Origin of the sequence: Candidatus Avelusimicrobium sp. (genome assembly GCF_050873505.1) — a bacterium.
In the GTDB taxonomy this organism is placed as follows: Bacteria; Elusimicrobiota; Elusimicrobia; order Elusimicrobiales; family Elusimicrobiaceae; genus Avelusimicrobium.
Map to the genome: position 1 here is coordinate 30171 of NZ_JBNMIY010000006.1, position 21975 is coordinate 52145.

The following is a 21975-nucleotide window of genomic DNA, read 5'->3' on the forward strand; positions in this document are numbered from 1 at the left end:
CCACGGCAAAAAACCCTATTTCTTGCCGTCATACTGAACTGGCGGCCCGCAGGGTTTTCAGAATCTACATCTTGGGTCGTTTGCCGTTGTCGTCATCCTGGAAAGCCGTAGTCCAGGATCTGTTGTTATAAAATAAGGATTAGATACTGGACAGAAACCTTCCAGTATGACTTTGTTGAATAACAACCCAGAAGACAACCCAATAGGTAGATCCTGAACTAAATTCAGGATGACCTCCTTTTTTAGAAAGCCGTCATTCCCGAAAGTTTGCCGGCGCGGAGCGTTCGGGAATCTGTCGTTTTTATCTTTTGGTAACAACGGATCCCCGACTAAAACACTCGGGAATGACAACCACGACAACGACAGATCCCGGATAAAAACCTTCCGGGATGACGGCAAAAAAACATACAATAAGGCCGTCCTAAAACCCCACCCACAGAAAATCCCTCTTGACTTTTTACACACAAATTTTATAGAACAAAGTATAGAACAATAAAACAAGTAAAAGGAACGCTTATGAAAGCCCTGCATCCTAAACAAATGGAACTGTTGGAAATTTTAAAAAGTAATATTTCGGACCCGCTGACAATGGAAGAATTGGCCGACCGCTTAAACGTAAGCGGCAAAAGCGTGGTCTTTCACCACATTAAACAGTTGGAAAAAAAGGGCTTTTTAAAGCGCAATCCTGCCAACCCGCGCGACTATATTATTTTAAAGGACCCGGAGCGCAACGTCATTTATCTAAATATGTACGGTATGGCAAAATGCGGCCCCGAGGGAACTATTTTGGACGGCACGCCCACGCGCATTGTGCCCGTGGACCCGAGTATGATTTATTTTCCGGCCTGTAAGGGCTTTATGGTAGAGGCCAAGGGCGACTCTATGGAAAACCTTATCTCCCCGCACGATTGGCTGATTGTGGAGCAAAACCACCAGCCAAAAAACAAAGATGTGGTGGTCTGCGTGAACAACGGGGAAGTAATGGTAAAGCGTTTTACGCAAGACGGCGAGAACGTCATTTTGCAATCGGAAAACCCGCGCTATAACCCCATTGTAGCCGATAAAACGGCCTTCCGCGTGGAAGGTATCGTGCGCAGTATTATCAAACGCAACGTAAGTTGCTAAACCTCCTGCTGTCTCGGGTGCCGAAACCCGGGGCAATTAGTCGTAACCTCACCCCCGCGTTTGCTGGCGCGGGGGCTTTTTATTTGGTGCAAGCGCGCCTGGAAAAGTGTGGCGAGATATGCCCCCAACATCCCCCGCGCCGAGTTCAGCAAGATATACGTAAAAAACCCCGCCTGATAAAGGGCGGGGTTTTCTATAAAATCAGTTTTTATTTGACGATTAACAGCGAGCGTCCGTCTTTTTCTTGGGAGTACGGGTCCAAGGTGTTTTGTCCGTCCACCACGTACAAGAATTTATAAGTGCCGGGCGCAATGGAAAGGGTAGTTTCCCAATAGCCGTTGCGTTTTTTAAGCGCTTGGGGTTTTGCCATTGTAAAGCCGCTCACAATCGCCACCTTTTTACCTTCGCCATACCAGCGGAAGGTTACGCGGCGGTATTTACCACCATTGGAAGAAGCCACAATTACGCTTTTTTTAGCGTTCTCTTTCACTTCGGGGGCCGGCTCAACTTTGGCGGGCTCTTCGGCTTTCTTTTCCTCTTGCTCAATCACGGCCGTAACCGGGATTTCCACCGGGGCCGCCGCCGGAACACTATCCTCTACGGGTTTATTTTCTTCCACCAGTACAGGTTCGCTGGCTTGCGGGAGTTCAGGCGTTTGCACCACTTCGGCCTGTTCGGCACGCGGGGCATTGGCAGGCGCATCAAACACGCGCCCGGAAAAATGTTTATAGATAAAATAACCGAAAACACACAGGAAGATAATGTCTATAATAATCAGAAACAGCCACAAATCTTTATTTCCGGCAGGTTTTGCGTCTAAATCAAAGTTTTCGTTTTCCATATTGGTTCCTGATTAAAAAAGCGGGCGAAGGGAATCGAACCCTCGTCTAAAGCTTGGGAAGCTTCCATTCTACCATTGAACCACGCCCGCATAGCGGAGTCCGCACATTTATTTTAGCAAATTTTAGGCGGATGTACACAACTATTTAATATGCTGTGCCCGTAAATCAAGTGTCTTAATAAACGCCAAGGCCTCTTGGCGGCTTGTTACTTTCCCCTCCACCTGCGCCACGGAAACGGCTTCCAAAATCTCGCCGATTTTGGGGCTGGGCGGCAGGGACAGTTCGTCCATTACGTCGCGCCCGGTAATCAGCCGCGTGGGCTGAACCTTTTTCGGTTGGTCAAAATACTTATGGAGCAGTAACGTAAGCACCTGCATATGACGCAGGGTTTTGCCCACATTGGCCGTTTTTTGCGCGCGGGCAATACTCATCAGCCGTTCGCCGCTTTTAGGCATAATGCGCCGCAACTGCGCGTCCGTAACGTAACTGGTGTAATCGGCCCAACACAGCAAAAGCATCGGCACGCCGGCTTCGCCCAAATCGCGAAAAAAATGATAGGCGCCCTTATCGGTTATCACGTCGTTGCTGGCAAGGTTGGACGGGCGCAAATGCTCGCCGATCATCGCGCAAATCAGGCGGATATCGGCCCGGCTGTAATGAAGCCGCTCCAACACCGCTTTGGCCATTTTGGCCCCCCGTTCCTCGTGATAGAAAAAGCGCAGGCGGTCCCCCACCTTTTTGGCGGTGGCGGGCTTGGCGATGTCGTGCAACAGGGCCGTCATTTTATAAAGGGCTTTGTGCTGGGCGAGCGGAGCCAGTTTAGACGCATATTTTGGGAAGGCCTTTTGCAAATGGTCCAGCAGGTATTCCATCCGCTTAAACACGTCCAGCGTGTGCTTTAATACGCCGCCCTTGCCGTAATAGACTTCGGCGCACTCGCGCTGTGCTTCCAACTCGGGGAACAAGGCGGTCAGCAAACCGCACTCGTCCATTAAAAGTAAATTTTCGTACGCCTTGGACGTGGCAAACAGCCGTTCCAACTCCTCGCGCACGCGTTCGCCCGCCGGCTGGACAATCAGCGCGCGGTCCTTTTTAATTTGCGCCAACGTGCGGGGCGAAATGGAAAAGCCCAACTCCGCAGATGAGCGGAACGCACGGAGCATACGCAAAGGATCCTCTTTAAATACACGCGGACTATTTTCGTCAATGACTTTCTCCGCCACCGCCTGTAAACCGCCGCTTACATCTACAATATTTTTGCGTTGCAAGCGTTTTAAAATCACGCGGGCAGTGCCGTCTTTATGCGGCGTAATTTCTATTTTGGGCAAGGCAGAAACGGGGTACGCCAGCGCATTAAACGAAAAATCGCGGCGCAACAGGTCCGCCTTTAAATCTTTGCCCTGATAGGCGGTTAAATCAATTTGAATTTTATCTTTGTGCGTTACCAAACGCCACACGCCAAATTCAGCGTCCATTTCAAACGAGGCGGCCTTCAAACGGCGCGCCAATTCCAACGCCGCCGGCTTTACGTCTTCGGGCGGCAGGGTAATGTCCAGGTCGGAGGATTGGCGTTTTAATAAACTGCTGCGCACAACTCCCCCCACATAATGCGCCTGGGGAATTACCTCGTTTAAAATACGGGCCAAATCAAGCAAGGGGTTCCTCCGCACTCGCGCCGCGCGCGGCCAATTTGGCAACGGCGTCCTTGCGCAGTTCGCGTTTTAACACCTTGCGCAGGGCGTTTTTAGGGAGCGATTCCACAAATTCAAAATCGCGCGGGCGTTTGTAGTTATCCAAATGCGTTTTTAAGAATTTTCTAAATTCCGCGTCGGAAAGTTCCGCGCCTTCTTTTTTAACCACATACACCTTTACAAATTCGCCGCCGCGGCCGTCCGGCACGCCGATTACGGCACACTCTTCCACCGCCGGATGCTCGCAAATGACGGCTTCCACCTGGGCCGAAAACACTTTTAGGCCCTTGATGATAATCATATCCTTCTTGCGGTCTTTAATAAAGATAAACCCGTCGTCGTCCACCGTTACAATATCGCCGGTTTTAAACCAGCCGTCCTCGGTAAACGCATCGTGCGTGGCCTTCTCGTTGCCCCAATACCCGCGGAACACGTTGGGACCCTTTACGCACAGTTCGCCCTCGGCGTTGCGCGGCACTTCTTTGCCGTCGTCGTCCAGTACCAAGGTGCTGACCGCCGGGATAGCCGGGCCCACGGATTTAATTTTTTGCAATTCTTCCGTGTTCACACTGACGACCGGGCTCGTTTCGGTAAGGCCATAGCCTTCCAATATCGGCACGCCGATTTTTTCTTCAAATCTGTCCTTAATTTCCTGCGTTAAGGGGGCCGCGCCGGATACGCCAAAGCGCACATTTTTAAACGGCCAGAAGCGCAGATAAAGACGTTTTAAGCCCTTGGCTTCCTTGGAGAGCACCGCATAAATCTGCGGAACCGCCAAAATAAGGGTTACCTTTTCCGTGCCCATTGCGCCCAACCATTTGCTGGCGGGCATTACGTTGGCCACGATAACTACTTTCAAGTTAAGATACAGCGGGATAACTACGCAAGTGGTCCACGCAAAGGAGTGGAACATCGGCAGTAAGCACAGAAAGCAGTCGTTATCGTTAATTTTAAAAATCTGCGCGCACGAAATGACGTTAGAGGCCAAGTTGCCGTGCGTAAGCATAGCGCCCTTGGGCAGACCCGTGGTGCCGGAGGTGTAGAGAATAAAAGCCAAATCCTCTAATCCCGCTTGGGGAGAAGCGGTTTCGTCGTGGAAGGTGGATTTATTAATTTCTTCCCAGAATTTTTGCACAATCGGGCACTCCGCCGCAGAGGACGGAATTTCATCGGTCGTAAAAATATATTTTACGGTGGGCAAATTGGGCAGGCATTTTACATAATGGCGGATAAATTCGGCCTGCGTTACCACCGCAGAGGCCCCCGCGTTATTTAAGATGTATTCAATTTCCTCGGGTTTGGTAACCATAAAGTTCATCGGAATACAAACCGCGCCCAACTTGTAGAGCCCAAAGTTGGCTACTACCGTATCAATAGAATTGCGGTGCGCCACGGCCACACGGTCGCCCTTGCGGATACCGTGTTCAAAGAACATATCAGCGGCGCGGTCCACCTGCATTAAAAGTTCGTGATAGGAAACCTTTTTACCAGTACCCGCTTCCACCAAGGCAATTTTGTCCGGAAAGCGGAAAGCACTATCGGCTAAGGCAGTATATAAGTCTTTACGGCGAATCATAAGCACCTCTTATATAAAAATATCCCTTTTCTAAATTTTAGTAAAAATTAAGCCTGGCGGGGGTCCAAAATATCCCTAAACGCGTCCCCTAACAGGTTCCACCCCAATACAAACATAAAAATTGCACCGCCCGGCGCCACCACCGTGTACCAATAGGCAAACGGGTGGCCGGGAGTTCCCAGCACCCAGTTGCGCGCCATAGCGATTAACTGCCCCCAGTCCGCCGTGCCCGGCTGGGCGCCTAAGCCCAAAAAGGAAAGGGACGCCGCCGTCAGCACCACATAGCCGATATCCAAACTGGCTACCACCACAGACGGATAAATGGAGTTAGGCAAAATATGCCGCAAAAGAACCCGCGGACCACGCGCGCCCAAGGTACGGGCGGCGGTTACATAGTCGCGCTGTTTGACGGATAAAATATCCCCGCGCACGAGGCGCGCATAAGACGGCCACGCCACCGCCGTAAGGGCTATCATCATATTTTTGATATCGGGCCCCAGCATAGCGGCAATCACCATAGCCAGCACCAGCGAAGGCACCGCAAACACCACATCCGTCAGGCGCATTAAAATTTCGTCCAACTTTCCGCCGAAATACGCCGCGGCTCCCCCCACAAAAAGACCAATTAAAAAGGCAAAAAAGGTTACCGTCAGCCCGATTTTAAACGCAAGCCGCGTTCCCCACACTACGCCATAATACAAGTCGTACTGCTGTTCCGTAGTGCCGAACCAGTTTTGCGCGGAGGGCGGCTGGGGCGCAATTTGGTAACTCTTTTGCGGCAGTTGATAGGGGTTATTGGGGTTTTGCACCGGGGCCAGCCAAGGGGCAAACAAGGCCACCAATAAAAAGAAAACCACAATTACCAGCCCTAAAAGGGAGGTTTTATTGGTATAAATACGTTTTAAAATGCGCTCACTAATCATATTAATCCAAGCGGATACGCGGGTCCACCGCGGTATATAAAATATCCGAAAGTAAATTTCCCAGCACAAACAGCACCGCCACCATTAAGGAGAACCCCAATATGCCCGCAATATCCAACTGCTGTGCGGCAATCACGCCAAAGCGGCCAATGCCGGGATAATCAAAAATCGTTTCCACAATTACCGTTCCACCCAGTAGCCGGATAAACTGGATGCTCGCCAAGGTAATCACGGGGATAATGGCGTTCTTTCCGGCGTGTTTATAAACAATCTGCCATTTGGTAAGGCCTTTGGCGCGTGCGGTGCGGACATAATCTTTATTCAACTCTTCCAGCATACTGGACCGCATTACGCGCACCATTAAGGCAAACGAACCGATACACAGCGTAACCGCCGGCAAAACCAAGTGGGATAGGGCGTCCCAAAACACGCGTAAATTGCCGTTTAATAGGGAATCTACCAATAAAAAACCCGTATAGGTTTTAAACATCGGGCTATGGATAATCACGTCCGTCTGCACGGAATACCCGCCGGGCGCAAACCAGCCCAACTGCCCGTAAAATACCATTAGCAAAATAAGCCCCAGTACGAATATCGGCAGAGAAAACCCCCCCACCGATATCAGACGCGCCACCACGTCCTTCCACTCGTCCTTGTGTATCGCCGAGCCGCACCCGAACCATACACCGAAAAACACCACAAAAATAATGGTAACAAACGCCAGTTGTATGGTGGCGGGCAGGTATTCTTTGATAGCCTTGGCTACGGGCATATTGGCGCTGGGGCTGTACCCCAAATCGCCGTGCGCCACGTTTTTAAGCCAACGGCCGTACTGTTTAAATACGTTATCGCGCAAGCCATATTCCCGGATGACCTCTTCCAAGGCGCCCATTTGGCGCGGGTCCTTTACATACAACGAGGCGCGCATTTCGGGGCTTAACCGCTGGGTTAAAAAGAACAGCAAAAACGTTACCCCCAATACCACCAAGGGCAACAGCAAGAGCCGCCGAAAGATGTAATTTACCATAAATTTATCCTTTATTTCTTATACGCCAGCACCGCGGAAAGGGCAATTTCGCACGCGGCAAAAAATTCCTTTAAAAGTAAACTTTCCTTTACCGTATGGCAACCTCTGCACCCAACGCCCAAATTCGGCAAAGTAAAGCCTTTTCCGCTTAAAATATTTGCATCGCACCCGCCGCCGGAAGCCACCGGGCTGATTTTTACGCCTTGGGCTTTGCCCGCCGCCAGTATGGCCTTAACCATTGGGTGATTTTTGGGCACATTGACCGCCGGATAGCGCGGCGTAACGGTAAACGTCAAAACGGGTTTATGCACTTTGCCGTTAATTTTTTTGGTATAGCGTTTGACGGCTTTTTCAAAGCAGGCCTTCATATGTGCGGTCTGTTTTTCCAGTTTTGCGTTTTGCAAACTGCGCGCTTCGCCCTTTAAATAAATATCCTCGGTTACCGCATTAGTCAAATTGCCGCCCTTGATAATGCCAAAGTTGGCTACCGTTTCTTTATCAATGCGGCCTAACTTCATAACTGACAAGGCATAGGCGGCCACTTCAATGGCGGAAATGCCCTTTTCGGGGCATACGCCCGCGTGCGCGCCAAGGCCTTTTATTTTTACTTCAATCGTATTGACCGCCGGACCTTGGACTAAGAGTTCATTTAATTCCTCGTTATCCAAAATGATGCCCTCGCGGCCTTTGATTTTTTTAACATCTAAATTTTTGGCCCCCGCCATACCGTTTTCCTCGGTCAAAGTAAAAACGGCTTCCACGGGCGGGTGGGGCAACTTTTGCTCCTGCAAGGTTTTTAAAATTTCCAAAATAATCGCAATGCCCGCTTTGTCGTCCGCGCCTAAAACGGTGGTACCGTCCGAGGTGATTTTGTCCTTCTTTACCACGGGTTTAACGCCCTTGCCGGGCACAACCGTATCCATATGCGAACTGAGCACAATGGGCGCGCTTTTAATCGTGCCGGGCAAAAGGCCGATTACGTTGCCTTGGGCGGTGGTGTTATATTTTTTCCCGGCGTTATCCACCTGCACTTTACAGCCGAGTTCCTTTAATTTGGCGGCTAAAAATTGTTGGATATCCTTTTCAAAAAAGGATTCGCTGTCAATTTGGGCAAGTTCTACAAAGGTTTCTACCAAGCGTTTTTGGTTAATCGTCATAAAGGCTCTCCTATACGGCTGCTGAACTTTTTTTATCTTTAAACGGCAATACCCCGCACGCACACGCGTGGCGCGGTAAAACTTCCTTTAACGTGTTTTCCCCTGTTTTACACTGCTCCGAAGCGTAGCGGCAACGCGGGGCAAACGGGCACGCCCAAGCGGCGCGCTCCGGGTGTTCCTCAAACGGCACGAAGGGCTTTTTAGCCACCGTGGCCGACGGCACCGCCGAAAGCAGGGCTTCCGTATATGGGTGCTGGGGATTGGTGAACAACGCTTCCGCCGGGGCCCTTTCCACAATGCGCCCCTTGTACATTACGGCAATGTCGTCGCACAGGAAGCGCGCCACGGCAAAATCGTGCGTTACAAAAAGCATAGAAAGGCGGCGGGATTTTTTAATTTCTTTAAGTAAATTCAAAATTTGTGCCTGAACGGATACGTCCAAGGCGGAAACGGGCTCATCGGCCACCAAAATTTTGGGGTCTAACGCCAATGCGCGCGCAATATTAATGCGCTGACGTTGCCCGCCGGAAAATTCGTGCGGGTAGCGCTCCAACTGACTTTCGGACAGGCCGACCGCTTTTAAGAGTTCGCTTAAAAAGGTTTTCCGCTCCTCGCGGTCTTTTTTCAGGCCGTGAATATCCAAGGGTTCGCTTAACAGTTGGCGCACGTTCATACGCGGGTCCAAACTGGAATACGGGTCCTGATACACCACCTGCATTACGCGGCGGAGTTTTTTAAATTCGCTCTTGGAAATTTTGGCCACATTTTTCCCGTTGGCAAGCACCGTGCCCGCGGTGGGCTTTTCAATGCCCAGAAGCACCTTGCAAAGCGTGCTTTTCCCACAGCCGGATTCCCCCACCAAGCCCAACACGTGGTCTTCTTCCAGCGTCAGGCTGACGTCGTGCAGGACCGTCTTTTCCACATTTTTGCCGATAAAGCGGCGGCGGGTGTAGGTTTTAAATAAATGTTCTATCACAACAGGCGCAGTCATTTGTCCTCCAACAGCCAGCAACGCACTTGGCGGCCGTTTTTACTAAAAAGCGGCGGGCAAGTTTGGCGGCATTTTTCAAACGCGTGCGGACAGCGCGGTGCAAACGGGCACCCGGTAATTTTTTCACCCGGTACGGGCGGATGACCCTTGATAACGGGTAAAACATCCTCTTTATTATGCACGGACGCTAAGGATTTTAACAAACCTTGCGTATAAGGGTGGAGCGGATTTTTAAAGAGTTCCGCCGCCGGGGCATACTCCATACACTCCCCGGCATACAAAACAAGAACATCGTCGGCAATACCCGCCACCACCGCCAAATTGTGCGTGATAAACACGGCGGACATCCCGCTTTCCTTCTGTAAATCTTTGATTAATTTTAAAATCTGGGCCTGAATCGTAACGTCCAGCGCGGTCGTCGGTTCGTCGGCAATCAGCACATCCGGCGATAAGGCAAGCGCCATTGCAATCATTACGCGCTGGCACATCCCGCCCGAAAACTGGAACGGGTATTCGGAAAGCCGTTTTTCCGGCTCGGCAATACCCACCTTATGGAGTAACTGGGCAGCCTGCAAGCGGGCCTCTTTTTTGGAAATTTTGCGGTGCGCCAAAATAGTTTCGGTCAGTTGTTCCCCCACCGTTAAAACAGGGTTTAAACTGGCGGCCGGGTCCTGAAAAATCATAGAAATTTTATTGCCGCGGATTTGGCGCAATTCCTCGCGCGAGAGCGAGGCCAAATTTTTGCCCCGGTACAAAATTTCCCCGCCGCTGATATGCGCCGCCGGGGGTAACAGTTGCAAAATGGAAAGGGCGTGCACGGTTTTTCCGCTGCCCGATTCCCCCACGACGCCAATCACTTTTCCCTTGGGCAAAACATACGAAAGCCCGCGCAGCACGGGAACGGTTTTACCGTCTGAGGAAAATTCCAACTGCAAATTGCGTACTTCCAATACGTTTTCGGCGGAGTCTGTCATCTTTATTATTATACTAATTTAACACGGGCGGATTAGGCTTCTATCCCGGTAAAGGCTTTTAAGGCGTAGCCGATTAAAAAACTGACCGCCGCCACGCCAAAACTCAAACAGGCCATTTCTATAAAGCGGTGTTTGAAACTTTCGCTCCGGGCCACGGCATAGTAAAACATAAATGCGGCAATCAGCAACAGAGCCAGTAACAGCATTAACGCCAACGCAATAAACACATTAGACAAGCACGCAAACGGAGCAATCAGCATTACTACCGTAATCACATACGCTACCCCAGTGTAAAGCGCGGCCTTTAAGGGTTTTTTGCCCGAAGTTTTTTCGGTCTTGGACGATAAATATTCCGACGACGCCATAGACAACGCCGCCGCCACCCCGGTAATGGCGCCCGTCAGCGCAATTAATTTGGAATTGGAAAGCGCAAGCGTAAACCCGGCAAGAGCGCCCGTAAACTCTACCAGCGCATCGGACAAACCCAAAATCACGGAACTCATATATTTCAGGCGGTCTTCGTCTAACAGCGCAATAAGTTCATTTTCCATAGCGGGGCCCTCATCGGCCAGTTGGGCGATTTTGGGATAATTGGTAAACGCGCGGTACGCGCCCGAAGCGTGGTGCGGGGCGGATTCCATTAACTTAATGGCAAACGTCAGCCCGAATACGCGAGCCAATAACACATACAGCCAAATTTGAAAGCGCGAAGCCTTGGCGTTTACGCCCGTTTCGTTTTTAATAAGTTCGTGGTGTTCCCACTCGGCTTGCGCAATCTTTTTAAGTACGGAGCGGTTATGTTCGTCCGTTTCCAGTTCCGCCAAACGGCGGTATATAAAATGCTCCGTAATTTCACTGCGGGAAAAAACTTCCAAGTCTTTTTTGTCTTGTTCTAGCATAAGGCCTTCTTGTAAGTAAAATAAAATCAGTCTGCATCTTTTTCGTCAGCGGGCGCAACGGAAGCGGCCCCCTGCGGGGTAAGCGGCAACAATTCCTTGCCGTAGGCAAAGTCAAACACGACTCCGGCGATAAACTGCAACTGGTTAAAAAAATCTTTTTCGCTGATAAATTCGTCCGGCCCGTGGGTAGCGTTTTCGGCAAGCGGGTCCATATCCGGGCCCAGGCCGTAGGTAATCACGCCCAGTTTGCGCAAAAATTCGTTATCGCCCGAAGCCGGGCTCATACCGGGCACGGTAATAGACTCGGGCACCAGTTTTTTGGCGGTTTTTTCTATGGAAGCAAACAGCGGGTCCGTGCCGTCCATCGGCGTAGGGAACGGCAGTTGCGGGCGCTCTATAATTTCCAGCGAAATGGGTTCGTCCGGCGTAAACAATTTAGTTAAATTTTCAAAAAACTCGTCCGGGTCCGAGCCGGGCAATAAGCGCACGTTTAAAATGGCGGAAGCCTCCCCGCTGGTGGAACCCGTATCTTTACTGGCGGACAAAACGGTGGGGTTTAAGGTGTCCTTTAACTGCGTTCTAAAAAAGGGGTCCAAGGCCATTACCTCGGCGGCGGACTGGCGGTTTTGCTGGGTGCCGGAGAGCAAAAAGCCGATAGTGGTTTGTGCGTCCTCATCTAACAGCGGCTTAATGGCTTTAAAAAAGGTCCGGGCGGTGGACGTTAATTTGGCGGGCGGATTGTACGCCGCAATTTTGGCAAGCGCCTGCGAGAGCAAATAAACCGCGTTGTCGTTTACGGGCATAGACGAGTGCGCACCCGTGCCAAAGGCAGTAACCTTAATATCCATATACATTTTGGTGGAAGCCTCGGCAAAGACGATATCCTTTCCGTCCTTATTTTTGATAATGCCGCCCCCCTCGTTTAACGCAAAGCCGGGGTTAATTTTATCCCAATGCGCCCCGCCCAGCCACAACAGGCCCGTTTCGCTTCCGGCTTCTTCGCCCGATGTAGCCAAGAAAATCAAATCCCGCTCCGGCACGGCCTTTTGGTCTTTTAACCAAGTGAACAGGGCCAAGTAAGCAGCGGTATAATTTTTGTCGTCGGTAGAGCCCAGGCCGTAAATATTGCCGTTTTCCACGGTGGCCTTAAAGGGCGGGAAACTCCACCCCTCGGCGGCGGGTGCGGTGTCCAAATGCGAGATTAAAAGAAGCGGCTTTTTGGCCGGGTCTTTTCCCTTAATACGGGCCAGTAAATTGGCGCGGCCTTGGCGGGGAATAAAAATATCCCAGTCTATACCGTGTTTATTAAATTCTTTATAAATGTAGCGCGCGGCGGCCAGTTCGTCCGGCTCCGGCAAAGAAGTATCAATATTTAACAGATTGATTAAGTGGCGTTTGGCCTCGTCATTAAGAGGGGCCCAGTCGGGCGTTTCTTGTGCGCGGCCGGATAAGGTGCAAAAAATAAGCAGAAAGCAGAGCAAAAGGCGCTTCATTTTTTATCCGGCACGGTAAAGTCCAAGGGCGCCCCGGCGGTTACGCCGTGTTTGGCGGCGGTTTTGGAGGCCAGTTCCAACACGTATTGGCCGTAACCGAGGGAATAGGCCACCTCGTCATCGGGCGTGTAGGTGTAGGAGTGCGGCACTTCGGGCTCCACGGAGTTTACTTTTTTGTCTGCGCCGATAAAAATAATATCCAAATCTATCAGCGTGTTCTTCATCCAAAAGGCTTGGTCTTCCTCTTGGTTGAAGACGAAGAGCATCCCCTTGTCCTCGGGCAAGTCCTTTACAAACATCAGGCCCTTTTCCTGCTTTTGCGGGGTATCGGCCACGAGGGCGTTTACCGCGAATCCGTCGGGCAACGTAATGCGGACGGTTTGGTATTCACCGCACGCGGCAAGCAATAAAGAAGCAAGCAGAGCAAAGAAGATTCTCATATATATAAGTTTAGCAAATTCCCATTTGTTTTTGTCAGCCCGCACAAAGCGAACGGAAATAACTGCAAAGGCAAACAACGGATCCCGTATAAAGACACTACGGGATGACAACACCTTGCAGGCCGCACCCTGCGGGCGGCAGATTGTCCGCGCTCTTTTGATTAATGGAGCCACACTGTTTTGGCAATATTGCAAACAAACGAAACAACAACAATAAGGGCGTTATAAAAATTGGAGGTCATTCTGAACTGGTGGCCCGCAGGGTTTTCAGAATCTACCGATTGTGTTGTTAAAAACAACAGCAACAACTAACTACCCAAGCAGTAGATCCTGAACTAAATTCAGGATGACCGCCTTTTTGATAACAACAGATCCCGGATAAAAACCTTCCGGGATAACGACACGCGGAGCACCGCCACTTGCGGGTCGCCAAACACTCTGGGATAACACTCTTTCTGGTTGTCATCCCGGGCGTGGACCCGGGATCCAGTCTGTTTATTAGAAAAACTCCTTATTTTATTTCTGGATTCCAGGGCCCTGCGGGCGGCTTCCTTGCCCTGGAATGACAATACAATAAACTTATGTGTTTTCCCCATTAAAAAACCCCGCACGAGGCGGGGTTTGTACAATGGAATTACTTACGGATTATTTGGTTTCATTACCAGTTTTCGGAGCAGCACAAGTGTCCTCAGTTCCATCGCTGCAGCAAGATGCTTTGGGAGTATCAATACCACAGAAATCAGCGCAAAGAGCCTGTCCATTGGTATTAGTACCATTACAAGTAGTTAAATCACTTGCGTAATAGCGAACCAAATTATACTGGTAGTTCAAACCAGCATCAGTGGGCACACCACCGGCTTCACGGGTGGCCGTAGCAAAACCAGTCGTATAGGCATTTGTAGAAGATAAAGTTACCCCGAAACCATTACCACCAGCCCCGGAAGTAACTGTACCTTTGGTATAGTAAACAGAACCCGTAGCCCCAGCAGGAGCAACGTCCAAGCCACGATAATCCTTGGCATATGCATTAATCTGCAAGTATTTGCGCTGTTGTGCAGAAGCAATGTTAGAAAGCAGCGTTACGGCTTCCGTCATACGGGAGCGTTCCACCGCTTTGAAGTACTGCGGCATTGCCATTGCGGCCAAAATGCCCAAGATTAACACGACCACTAATAACTCAATGAGCGTGAAACCTTTGTTATTATTCTTAATCATTTTTCTTCTCCTTTTTCACTTTCTCTTGTGTACGGCCCGGTTTGGGCAACTGTAGGAGTTTTTATATAACCCTCCCCGGACCGTAATGGTACTGTATCAAAAAAAAAAAACGAGTCAAGCCTTTTTTGGACCCAGACGAAAAAACTCTTTTATACGGGTCTTTTAGACCCGTTAACGGCCAATCAATAAGCAACAAAGACAAACGACAGATCCCCGAACCCTGCGGGCCGCCAAAACCCTCGGGGATGACGACAACGGCAACAACAGATCCCGTATAAAGGCACTACGGGATGACGGCAAAAAACAAGGCCGTTATAAAAAAGTCATCCTGAATTTAGTTCAGGATCTACCGATTGTGTTGTTAGTTTTTTCTGTTATTTTTATTTTTAACAACCCATAAGGTAGATTCTGAAACAAGTTCAGAATGACCTCTTTTTTTCATAAAGTTGTTATCCCCGAGGATTTGGCTTTCCTCTGGGTTGCCGAACCGAATCCCCCCTTATTTCCCCGCAGATTTCCAAAGTGGTATAATATATGGGAAACCCCTCAAATCTGTATCTAGGAGCCGTACTATGATTAAACAAGGCAAATGTTATTTTACTTCCGAATCCGTTTCCAAGGGACATCCGGACAAGGTCTGCGACCAAATTTCTGATGCGATTTTAGATGAAATTTTAAAGAAAGATAAAACTGCCCGCGTCGCGTGCGAAACATATATTACGAGGGGACTTGTGATTGTAGGCGGTGAAATTACCACCCGCACTTGGGTAGATGTGGAACAAATTGCGCGCGACGTAATAAAAAATATCGGTTACGACGACGCCAAATACGGTTTTAACTACAAAACCTGCGCCGTAATTAACGTCATCGGCAAGCAATCGCCCGACATCAGCCAAGGGGTTGACGTGGGCGGTGCGGGAGACCAGGGCTTAATGGTGGGTTATGCCGTGGACGAAACGATGGAATATATGCCATTGTCTTTGGTGCTTTCGCACGAAATCTTAAAGAATTTGGAAAAAGCACGCCGAACGAAAATGCTCCCCTATTTAGGCCCGGATGCAAAAAGCCAGGTAACGGTGGAATATGTGGACGGCAAGCCCGTGCGCGTGGATACAGTAGTGGTTTCCACCCAACATACCGAAGATATTTTGGATAGAACAGGCAGTAAAATTACCGAAAAATCTAAAAAAGAAATTGAAGCCGCGGCCATTATTCCGGCTGTTAAAAAATGGATTGATAAAGATACTAAAATCTATATCAACCCGACAGGAAAATTTGTTATCGGCGGGCCCCAGTCCGACACCGGGCTTACCGGGCGTAAAATTATCGTGGATACCTACGGCGGCCGCTGTCCGCACGGAGGAGGAGCCTTCTCCGGCAAGGACCCGACCAAGGTGGACCGCTCTGCGGCATATATGGCGCGCTACATTGCCAAAAATATTGTAGCCGCTAAACTTGCCAAAGAATGCACGGTACAAATCGCGTATGCTATCGGGCGCGACGAACCCGTCGGCTTTTATGTAGATACGGACGGCACAGGCGTTCTGCCCGACGAAAAACTGGCGCAAATTGCGCGCAAGATTTTCCCGATGACCCCGCGCGGCATTATTGAATATTTCAAACTGCGCAATCCTATTTACCTGCAAACGGCATCTTTCGGACACTTTGGCCGCAAAGAATTTCCGTGGGAAAAGACGGATAAAGTAAGTGCCCTTCAAAAAGCGGCAAACTAATTTAAAGCCCCGTGCAAGCGGGGCTGTTTTATCAGGAGAACATTTCCAACTATGTTAAAATCCCGTGTACACGAAGCCAACCTGCGCCACCAGCGCGGCTACAACTGCGCGCAATCGGTCGTATGCACCTATTGCGGACTACTGAATATGAGCGAGACCGACGCCTTGCGCGCAATGGAAGCCTTTGCGGGCGGCATTGCGGGAAGCGGCTCCACCTGCGGGGCCTTATGCGGGCTACTAATGTTGGCGGGGCTAAAAAACAGCAACGGAAACCCGAACGACCGTTCGGGCCGAGGAAGCACCATAAAACTAGGCCAACAACTTATGACCCGCTTTAAGGAGTGGAACGGCTCAACCGTCTGCCGCGAATTAAAAGGGATAGAAACGGGCAAGGTTTTGCGCAGTTGCCAAGGGTGTATTGCCGATGCAGCCAGACTGGCCGAAGAAATGCTTTTTGACGGGGTTTTTGAACCATATGCCCCGCGCACGGAGGGAGAATAAATGAAAAAAGTTTGTATGATTTTAACAGACGGATTTGAAGAAATTGAAGCAGTAGGCACTTACGCTATTTTGCGCCGGGGCGGGCTGAGTGTGGATATTTATTCCTTGCTTGACCAAGATGCCACCGGACGATTTGGCCTTACCTGTACAAAATTGAATCCTTTTTCCCAACTAAATGCGGCTGACTATGCGGCCCTGGTTATTCCCGGCGGGCCGGAATATAAAGCCTTGGAAGCAAGCCCCGACGTACAGGCTCTTATTAAAACTTTTATAGAAGCAGGCAAAGTAGTAGCCGCCATTTGTGCAGGCCCCACCTTACTGGGCCACGCAGGGTATTTAAAAGGCAAAAATTATACTTGCTTTACCTCTATGAACGAGGACTTCGGCGGCATTTATCACGACGATTATGCCGTAGCGGACGGAAATATTGTTACGGGCAAAAGTGCGGCCGCCACGATAGACTTTGCCTTTGCGGTGTTAGAAGCCGTCGCCGGGCAAGAAACCGCCAACAAAACCAAAAAGGAAATTTACTACAAGTAATTATAACTTGCCAGAGAAAAACCCCGCTTAAAAGCGGGGTTTTTTATATCTTAAAAAACAACGGTTAGCATCATTTTAAACTGTTCTTTGCCATACACCGCGTGCGGGTGGCGGGCCGGCATTAAAATTGCTTCCCCTGCCGACAGTTCGTGCTTTACGCCGTCTATGGTTACCTCGCCTTTGCCGTCCAAACACAGCACCAAGGCATCCCCGCCCGATTCGTGCGTACTGATTTCTTCGCCCTTATCAAAGGCAAACAGCGTAATGCTTACCGCGCCGTTTTGCACCAAGGTTTTGCTGACAATCTGCCCGGGCTGGTACGATACTTGGTCTTTAAGTTCTATGGCCGAAGCCACAGGAATATTCTTCATAAAAGTTCCCCCCTTGTGAATATATTACAAAAAAAATAATTTTTGTTGACTACAAAAAAGGATTAAAAAAGGCGGCTCTCGCCACCCTATTTATAAAAAAATATTTTTTGGTTAAAACTAAAACCGCAAGGACAAGGACGCTTCCGCGCCTAAACCGTAATAGGCATAGTTAGCGGCTAAACTTAAATCCAAGTACGACGGCAATTTAAAGTTAAAACCCGCCGTAGCGCGCGCTGTGGCGGCGTGTTCGTGCGTGCCAATAAGTTCGGGGGCCAGCATAGCCTGGTTAATATTAAGCGTGGTATAATCTACCCCGCCGCCCACATACGGCACAAAATATTTAAACTTCATAGACAGCACCAAACTGGCATTATAATGCGCGGCAGAAAAATCACGTGCGCTCGCGCTATGGGCCGCTACCACCAACATAGGTTGAAAGGAGCCTAACATTTCGTTCGGGCGGGTAATCCCCCAGCGCAGACCGCCGCCGGCAATCGTCAAACCTTGGTAACTGCTCGCGCGGATAAACCCGTCAATACGAAACGGCATACCGATATCCGCCTGCAACCACGGGTATTCCACCGCTCCCACTTCGTCGCGGTCACCCAAGGCGGTATGTTGTTGGGTGGCACGATCCTCACCGTTACCTTTACTCATTTTAAAAACCATACTGGCACGGGGGCCGATTTGAAATCCCCCCCATCCCAAAATACGGCCCGTAGTATAAGTGCCCGAGCCGATAATGCCGCCCAAGTCCTTCGTAAAAGCACGGACGTTTTGCTGGGTTACGTTCGCGCCGAAATCGTCCCAAATATTGCGGGCAAACGCGCCCGGAGCGCACAGAAACAACGCCGTCAAAACCAAAACCAGTTGCTTTACTTTCATTTGTAACCTCTATATAAAAATTAAAATCGTTATTTGATAAGCGCCACTTCGTCGCCGGATTTTACCCGCCCGGCAAGTGTGCCGCCCGCCAGTTCCAACGTATAGCGCGAGCCGCGCACAAAGCGGCTAAACCGCCACGGTTTCATTTGCTCCGCCACATACAACACGCGCCCGTTTTTATCAAAAAATACAGCATCTATCGCAAAGCGCATAAAGCAAGTGTGTATCTGCGGACAAGGGTCCAACAAAAGCCCTTTTCCAAACGCAAGCCCCCGCCGGAACATCAAACCTTTTAAGCGGGTCCAATACGAATTTGCCATTTCTATTTCTTGCGCCAGCGTTTCGCCGGTGCGTTTTAATACGCACTTCATTTTTCTTCCTGTGCGCGGGCCGATAACAACTGTTCGGTACGCGCTCGTAATGTTTTATCCAAAAATACAAAATGCTCCGGCGCAACGACGCCAAAACCTTCCTTATTTTGAAATATTAAAAAAGTAACCAGCCATTTTTCATCATAAGCCACCTCGGCAATCCACATACCGGGGCGAGTTTTGGCCGGGCGGAACCCGTGTATGGAAATTTCGCCTTTATCTGCCGTTTGTCGGCAAGAGGCCGGACACTTTTTTAACATCTCAAACGTATCTTTGGTAAGTACGCGGATATTGGCATATTTTCCGCGGGAAAGCGGCAGAACCGGTTTACCCTCTTGGCTAAGCGTAATATCTGCCACCTTAAACAAAGAACCGTAATGCAAGGTAAAAGCGCATAGCCCCGACGAGGCCCACAAACACAGCCCCAACAGGACTATGCGCTTATAAAACATTAGGCCGCCACGCGTTCAACGTAGTTGCCGGTGCGGGTATCCACCAACACGGTATCGCCTTCGTTGATGAAAAGCGGCACTTTGATTACAGCGCCGGTTTCCAAGGTGGCTTCCTTGGTGGTGTTAGCGACGGTGTCGCCCTTTACACCCGGAACGGTGGAAGCAATTTTAAGCGGTACTTTAATCGGCAGTTCCACATTAAAAAGTTGGTTGTTAATATAAATGCCGATAGCATCCATATTATCTTTTAAATATTTGCTCAAATCGCCCAATTTTTTAAGGGGCACTTCAATTTGGTCGTAGGTTTCCGCGTTCATAAAGGTAGCCATATCGCCATTGGTGTACAAATATTGGAAGGGGCGTTTTTCAACTTCCACTTCTTTGAATTTGTCTTCGGGGCGGTAAGCCGTTTCAATCACGGAACCGGTGTTAATGTTGCGCAGTTTCACGCGAACGACGGCGCGAGCCTGGCTTTTGCGGTGGTGTTGGAATTCAATAATTTCTACCAACTGACCGTTTTCGTCTTCAAAAATAAGACCTTCACGAAATTCTGTCGTGCTAAGCATTTTTATTACCTCTTTTCGGGCCGAAGCCCAAGAATCTATTTGTGCGTCAATTTTTTGGAACCGTCCTTGGTAAGCAGAAAACTGTCTTCCAAGCGGATACCCCAGCGCCCGTCAAAATAAATGCCGGGCTCCACGGTTACTACAAAGTTTTCCTCCAACTCGTCCGGCGCGCCGGAGCGCAAAATCGGGCGGTCGTGCACTACTAGTCCAATCGCGTGGCCCGTAGTGTGGAAAAATTCCTTTCCATACCCCGCGGCTTCAATTACGCTGCGTGCGGCGCGGTCAATGTCTCCCGCCGTCGCACCCGGGCGCAAGGCTTTTACGCCTGCCGTGCGGGCTTTGTCCACAATGTTCCAAATCTTTTTGTATTCGGCCGGCTCTTTTTTGCCGTGCCACCAACTGCGCGTCATATCCGAGCAGTACCCTTCGTAAAAACAGCCGAAATCCATCAACACAGGTTCCTCAGCCTTCAACTTGCGCGTTTTGCTGGCGGTATGGTGCGCGTCGGCGGTGTTTTCGCCAAAGCACACAATATTAAACGGAATAGAATCCGCCCCGCGGCGAAGCATCGCCACCGCCATTAAAATCCGCACGTCATCCTCCGTCATCCCGGTTTTAATCTGCGGGAAGACTTCGTCAAACGCTTGGGCGGCTATTTTGCAGGCTTTTTTGATACGGGCGACTTCGTCGTCGTATTTTTTAAGGCGCATTTCGCCAAGGAGTCCTTCGGCGCGGCTAAGGCCGCTATCCAAAAGTTTCTGCCCGGTGGCCAGATCCACAAGTGCCGGGTCAAAGGCAACAGCCTTTAAACCGCGCTTTTTGATTTCCGTTAAAGCCCCGTCCAACATCCCGCCAAAGGGAACAATAATTGTTTTTAAAAATTTGGCGGCGGGCACCATTTTGCTGGCGATTAACTGCTTGGTTACGCACCAAGCCTTAGTAGGCGTAATCAAAAATACGGCTTCCCCGGCAGAGAGTTCAATGCCGGACAAGTAACGCTGTTCCAGCGGGTCGGCGGTTAAATAGCCGTCCAGCCCCGCTTGTTTGAGCACGCGGCGGAAATCACGCATCCGCTCTTGGGAAAAATCTTTACTTGCCATATTATTTCTTCGTTAAAATATTGGCCCCGGTTTGGGTTACAGACACGGTGTCTTCCAAACGCACGCCGTATTTGCCCGGCAGATAAATTCCCGGCTCCACGGTTACAATGTTCCCCTCTTTTAAGATAGAAGCGGAATTTTGTGCGTTGTACGGTTCCTCGTGGATTTCAATCCCCACGCCGTGCCCCGTGCCGTGCGTATAATATTGGCCATATCCGGCCGCTTCAATAATCTCGCGCGCGGCCGCATCCACGGCTTTACACGCTACGCCGATACCTACTTTTTTAATGCCTGCCTTGCGGGCGGTATCGGTAATTTCCCAAATCTTTTTGTATTCGGCGGGTTCGTTTTTGCCGTGCCACCAACTGCGCGTCATATCCGAACAATACCCTTTATAGACGCAACCGAAATCGATTAAAACGGCATCGTCTTCTTTGAGTTTGGTGTCTCCCGTTTCGTGGTGCGGGTTGGCGGCGTTTGCGCCAAACGCCACAATGGTATTAAAAGAGGTGGAGGTTGCGCCGTGTTCGCGCATAAATTTTTCCATTTCCGCGGCCATTTCGCACTCGGTCATCCCGGTTTTTACACGCGGCAAAATGTATTCATACGTCAGGTATGCAATGCGGTTGGATTCGCGCATCGCTTTGAGTTCCGCTTCGTCCTTGGTTTTGCGCAGTTCCGTAACAAAACTGGGCAGTTGCACAAGGCCGTTTTTGAGCATTAATTCGCCGTTTAAGAAGGATTCTTTTTCTGCATCAAAGCCTACCTTTTTAAGGCCCAATTCCTTAACCTTGGCCACAGCGGCGGCTACGCGGTTTTCCCCGCCGATAACTTCCATATACGGGGCAAACTTGCTAAACGGTTCTACATACAGTTCGCGCGTAAAGCACACAATGCCGTTTGTATGAATTAAAAAAACGGACTCATTTGGGTAAAAGAAGAAATTGCTCAAATAAAATTGGTCTAAATTGTTGGTAACAACCAGGCCGTCCAACTTGTTTTGTTGCATTAAATTTTTAAGCGCGGCCAAGCGGTCCGCCGTTACAATTTTTTCAGCCATTATATTTTCCTCCAAAACCTCTATACAAATATCATAACAATTT

At 49.9% G+C, this 21975-nt stretch carries 23 protein-coding genes and 1 tRNA gene; 4 read left to right on the plus strand and 20 right to left on the minus strand.

Annotated elements, in window-relative coordinates; all coding sequences use genetic code 11:
• Positions 1-516: 516 nt before the first annotated feature.
• Complete coding sequence (locus ACR0QV_RS04755) at positions 517-1125, plus strand: LexA family protein (protein ID WP_432635012.1); 609 nt, start codon at positions 517-519, stop codon at positions 1123-1125.
• Between the two features lie 208 nt (positions 1126-1333).
• On the opposite strand, the gene ACR0QV_RS04760 is transcribed toward ACR0QV_RS04755, so the two are convergent.
• From ACR0QV_RS04760 to ACR0QV_RS04820, 13 genes are all read right to left on the minus strand, one after another.
• Positions 1334-1966: a hypothetical protein gene (locus ACR0QV_RS04760; RefSeq protein ID WP_432635014.1), complete on the minus strand. Its 633-nt coding sequence runs from the start codon at positions 1964-1966 to the stop codon at positions 1334-1336.
• Positions 1967-1985: 19 nt separating this feature from the next.
• A tRNA-Gly gene (locus ACR0QV_RS04765) sits at positions 1986-2056 on the minus strand.
• Positions 2057-2107: 51 nt separating this feature from the next.
• Positions 2108-3622: an HD domain-containing protein gene (locus ACR0QV_RS04770; protein ID WP_432635016.1), complete on the minus strand. Its 1515-nt coding sequence runs from the start codon at positions 3620-3622 to the stop codon at positions 2108-2110.
• On the minus strand, positions 3615-5234 hold the full coding sequence (locus tag ACR0QV_RS04775; protein ID WP_432635018.1) for a class I adenylate-forming enzyme family protein: 1620 nt from the start codon (positions 5232-5234) through the stop codon (positions 3615-3617). The genes ACR0QV_RS04770 and ACR0QV_RS04775 overlap by 8 nt, the downstream gene beginning before the upstream one ends.
• A gap of 47 nt (positions 5235-5281) precedes the next feature.
• Positions 5282-6157, minus strand: coding sequence for an ABC transporter permease (locus ACR0QV_RS04780; RefSeq protein ID WP_432635020.1), 876 nt, complete (start codon positions 6155-6157; stop codon positions 5282-5284).
• A gap of 1 nt (position 6158) precedes the next feature.
• On the minus strand, positions 6159-7184 hold the full coding sequence (locus tag ACR0QV_RS04785; protein WP_428053300.1) for an ABC transporter permease: 1026 nt from the start codon (positions 7182-7184) through the stop codon (positions 6159-6161).
• Between the two features lie 11 nt (positions 7185-7195).
• Positions 7196-8341 carry a M20/M25/M40 family metallo-hydrolase gene (locus tag ACR0QV_RS04790; protein ID WP_432635022.1) on the minus strand — a complete coding sequence of 382 codons (1146 nt, stop codon included), beginning with the start codon at positions 8339-8341 and terminating at the stop codon, positions 7196-7198.
• Between the two features lie 10 nt (positions 8342-8351).
• A complete protein-coding gene (locus tag ACR0QV_RS04795) occupies positions 8352-9332 on the minus strand; it encodes an oligopeptide/dipeptide ABC transporter ATP-binding protein (protein ID WP_432635024.1) in 981 nt (326 codons plus the stop codon).
• Positions 9329-10306: an ABC transporter ATP-binding protein gene (locus ACR0QV_RS04800; RefSeq protein ID WP_432635026.1), complete on the minus strand. Its 978-nt coding sequence runs from the start codon at positions 10304-10306 to the stop codon at positions 9329-9331. Before ACR0QV_RS04800 ends, ACR0QV_RS04795 begins: the two co-directional genes overlap by 4 nt.
• 32 nt (positions 10307-10338) lie before the next feature.
• Positions 10339-11205 carry a VIT1/CCC1 transporter family protein gene (locus ACR0QV_RS04805; protein WP_432635028.1) on the minus strand — a complete coding sequence of 289 codons (867 nt, stop codon included), beginning with the start codon at positions 11203-11205 and terminating at the stop codon, positions 10339-10341.
• A gap of 26 nt (positions 11206-11231) precedes the next feature.
• Entirely contained in the window at positions 11232-12698 is a 1467-nt protein-coding gene (locus ACR0QV_RS04810; RefSeq protein WP_432635030.1) for a M20/M25/M40 family metallo-hydrolase, read from the minus strand.
• The gene (locus ACR0QV_RS04815) at positions 12695-13138 is read right to left on the minus strand and encodes a DUF192 domain-containing protein (protein WP_432635032.1); all 444 of its coding nucleotides are present in this window, start codon (positions 13136-13138) and stop codon (positions 12695-12697) included. Before ACR0QV_RS04815 ends, ACR0QV_RS04810 begins: the two co-directional genes overlap by 4 nt.
• A 645-nt stretch (positions 13139-13783) precedes the next feature.
• Positions 13784-14353, minus strand: a complete 570-nt coding sequence (locus ACR0QV_RS04820) for a type IV pilin protein (protein ID WP_432635034.1) — start codon at positions 14351-14353, stop codon at positions 13784-13786.
• A 572-nt stretch (positions 14354-14925) separates the two neighbouring features.
• Here ACR0QV_RS04820 and metK point away from each other — a divergent pair.
• From metK to ACR0QV_RS04835, 3 genes are read left to right on the plus strand one after another with little or no spacing between them, the layout of a single operon-like run.
• The gene (gene metK, locus ACR0QV_RS04825; RefSeq protein WP_428043240.1) at positions 14926-16086 is read left to right on the plus strand and encodes a methionine adenosyltransferase; all 1161 of its coding nucleotides are present in this window, start codon (positions 14926-14928) and stop codon (positions 16084-16086) included.
• A 51-nt stretch (positions 16087-16137) separates the two neighbouring features.
• A complete protein-coding gene (locus tag ACR0QV_RS04830; RefSeq protein WP_432635036.1) occupies positions 16138-16587 on the plus strand; it encodes a C-GCAxxG-C-C family protein in 450 nt (149 codons plus the stop codon).
• Positions 16588-17127, plus strand: a complete 540-nt coding sequence (locus ACR0QV_RS04835) for a DJ-1/PfpI family protein (RefSeq protein ID WP_432635037.1) — start codon at positions 16588-16590, stop codon at positions 17125-17127.
• A gap of 50 nt (positions 17128-17177) precedes the next feature.
• On the opposite strand, the gene ACR0QV_RS04840 is transcribed toward ACR0QV_RS04835, so the two are convergent.
• From ACR0QV_RS04840 to ACR0QV_RS04870, 7 genes are all read right to left on the minus strand, one after another.
• Entirely contained in the window at positions 17178-17498 is a 321-nt protein-coding gene (locus tag ACR0QV_RS04840) for a cupin domain-containing protein (RefSeq protein ID WP_177746239.1), read from the minus strand.
• A 117-nt stretch (positions 17499-17615) separates the two neighbouring features.
• Positions 17616-18383, minus strand: a complete 768-nt coding sequence (locus ACR0QV_RS04845; RefSeq protein ID WP_428043243.1) for a hypothetical protein — start codon at positions 18381-18383, stop codon at positions 17616-17618.
• A 29-nt stretch (positions 18384-18412) separates the two neighbouring features.
• Complete coding sequence (locus ACR0QV_RS04850) at positions 18413-18754, minus strand: DUF192 domain-containing protein (protein WP_428043244.1); 342 nt, start codon at positions 18752-18754, stop codon at positions 18413-18415.
• Positions 18751-19206 (minus strand): hypothetical protein, encoded by a 456-nt coding sequence (locus ACR0QV_RS04855; RefSeq protein WP_432635039.1) that lies wholly within the window; start codon positions 19204-19206, stop codon positions 18751-18753. The genes ACR0QV_RS04850 and ACR0QV_RS04855 overlap by 4 nt, the downstream gene beginning before the upstream one ends.
• A complete protein-coding gene (efp, locus tag ACR0QV_RS04860; protein ID WP_428053286.1) occupies positions 19206-19772 on the minus strand; it encodes an elongation factor P in 567 nt (188 codons plus the stop codon). Before efp ends, ACR0QV_RS04855 begins: the two co-directional genes overlap by 1 nt.
• A gap of 35 nt (positions 19773-19807) precedes the next feature.
• Positions 19808-20872: a M24 family metallopeptidase gene (locus tag ACR0QV_RS04865; protein ID WP_432635042.1), complete on the minus strand. Its 1065-nt coding sequence runs from the start codon at positions 20870-20872 to the stop codon at positions 19808-19810.
• A 1-nt stretch (position 20873) separates the two neighbouring features.
• The gene (locus ACR0QV_RS04870; RefSeq protein WP_432635044.1) at positions 20874-21932 is read right to left on the minus strand and encodes a M24 family metallopeptidase; all 1059 of its coding nucleotides are present in this window, start codon (positions 21930-21932) and stop codon (positions 20874-20876) included.
• Positions 21933-21975 lie beyond the last annotated feature (43 nt).

Bases quoted from the DNA above. Each gene is read 5' to 3' on its own strand.
- ACR0QV_RS04755 (WP_432635012.1), top strand. From the start codon at position 517: ATGAAAGCCCTGCATCCTAAACAAATGGAACTGTTGGAAATTTTAAAA.
- ACR0QV_RS04760 (WP_432635014.1), bottom strand. From the start codon at position 1,966: ATGGAAAACGAAAACTTTGATTTAGACGCAAAACCTGCCGGAAATAAA.
- ACR0QV_RS04775 (WP_432635018.1), bottom strand. From the start codon at position 5,234: ATGATTCGCCGTAAAGACTTATATACTGCCTTAGCCGATAGTGCTTTC.
- ACR0QV_RS04780 (WP_432635020.1), bottom strand. From the start codon at position 6,157: ATGATTAGTGAGCGCATTTTAAAACGTATTTATACCAATAAAACCTCC.
- ACR0QV_RS04785 (WP_428053300.1), bottom strand. From the start codon at position 7,184: ATGGTAAATTACATCTTTCGGCGGCTCTTGCTGTTGCCCTTGGTGGTA.
- ACR0QV_RS04790 (WP_432635022.1), bottom strand. From the start codon at position 8,341: ATGACGATTAACCAAAAACGCTTGGTAGAAACCTTTGTAGAACTTGCC.
- ACR0QV_RS04795 (WP_432635024.1), bottom strand. From the start codon at position 9,332: ATGACTGCGCCTGTTGTGATAGAACATTTATTTAAAACCTACACCCGC.
- ACR0QV_RS04800 (WP_432635026.1), bottom strand. From the start codon at position 10,306: ATGACAGACTCCGCCGAAAACGTATTGGAAGTACGCAATTTGCAGTTG.
- ACR0QV_RS04805 (WP_432635028.1), bottom strand. From the start codon at position 11,205: ATGCTAGAACAAGACAAAAAAGACTTGGAAGTTTTTTCCCGCAGTGAA.
- ACR0QV_RS04810 (WP_432635030.1), bottom strand. From the start codon at position 12,698: ATGAAGCGCCTTTTGCTCTGCTTTCTGCTTATTTTTTGCACCTTATCC.
- ACR0QV_RS04815 (WP_432635032.1), bottom strand. From the start codon at position 13,138: ATGAGAATCTTCTTTGCTCTGCTTGCTTCTTTATTGCTTGCCGCGTGC.
- ACR0QV_RS04820 (WP_432635034.1), bottom strand. From the start codon at position 14,353: ATGATTAAGAATAATAACAAAGGTTTCACGCTCATTGAGTTATTAGTG.
- metK (WP_428043240.1), top strand. From the start codon at position 14,926: ATGATTAAACAAGGCAAATGTTATTTTACTTCCGAATCCGTTTCCAAG.
- ACR0QV_RS04830 (WP_432635036.1), top strand. From the start codon at position 16,138: ATGTTAAAATCCCGTGTACACGAAGCCAACCTGCGCCACCAGCGCGGC.
- ACR0QV_RS04835 (WP_432635037.1), top strand. From the start codon at position 16,588: ATGAAAAAAGTTTGTATGATTTTAACAGACGGATTTGAAGAAATTGAA.
- ACR0QV_RS04840 (WP_177746239.1), bottom strand. From the start codon at position 17,498: ATGAAGAATATTCCTGTGGCTTCGGCCATAGAACTTAAAGACCAAGTA.
- ACR0QV_RS04845 (WP_428043243.1), bottom strand. From the start codon at position 18,383: ATGAAAGTAAAGCAACTGGTTTTGGTTTTGACGGCGTTGTTTCTGTGC.
- ACR0QV_RS04850 (WP_428043244.1), bottom strand. From the start codon at position 18,754: ATGAAGTGCGTATTAAAACGCACCGGCGAAACGCTGGCGCAAGAAATA.
- ACR0QV_RS04855 (WP_432635039.1), bottom strand. From the start codon at position 19,206: ATGTTTTATAAGCGCATAGTCCTGTTGGGGCTGTGTTTGTGGGCCTCG.
- efp (WP_428053286.1), bottom strand. From the start codon at position 19,772: ATGCTTAGCACGACAGAATTTCGTGAAGGTCTTATTTTTGAAGACGAA.
- ACR0QV_RS04865 (WP_432635042.1), bottom strand. From the start codon at position 20,872: ATGGCAAGTAAAGATTTTTCCCAAGAGCGGATGCGTGATTTCCGCCGC.
- ACR0QV_RS04870 (WP_432635044.1), bottom strand. From the start codon at position 21,932: ATGGCTGAAAAAATTGTAACGGCGGACCGCTTGGCCGCGCTTAAAAAT.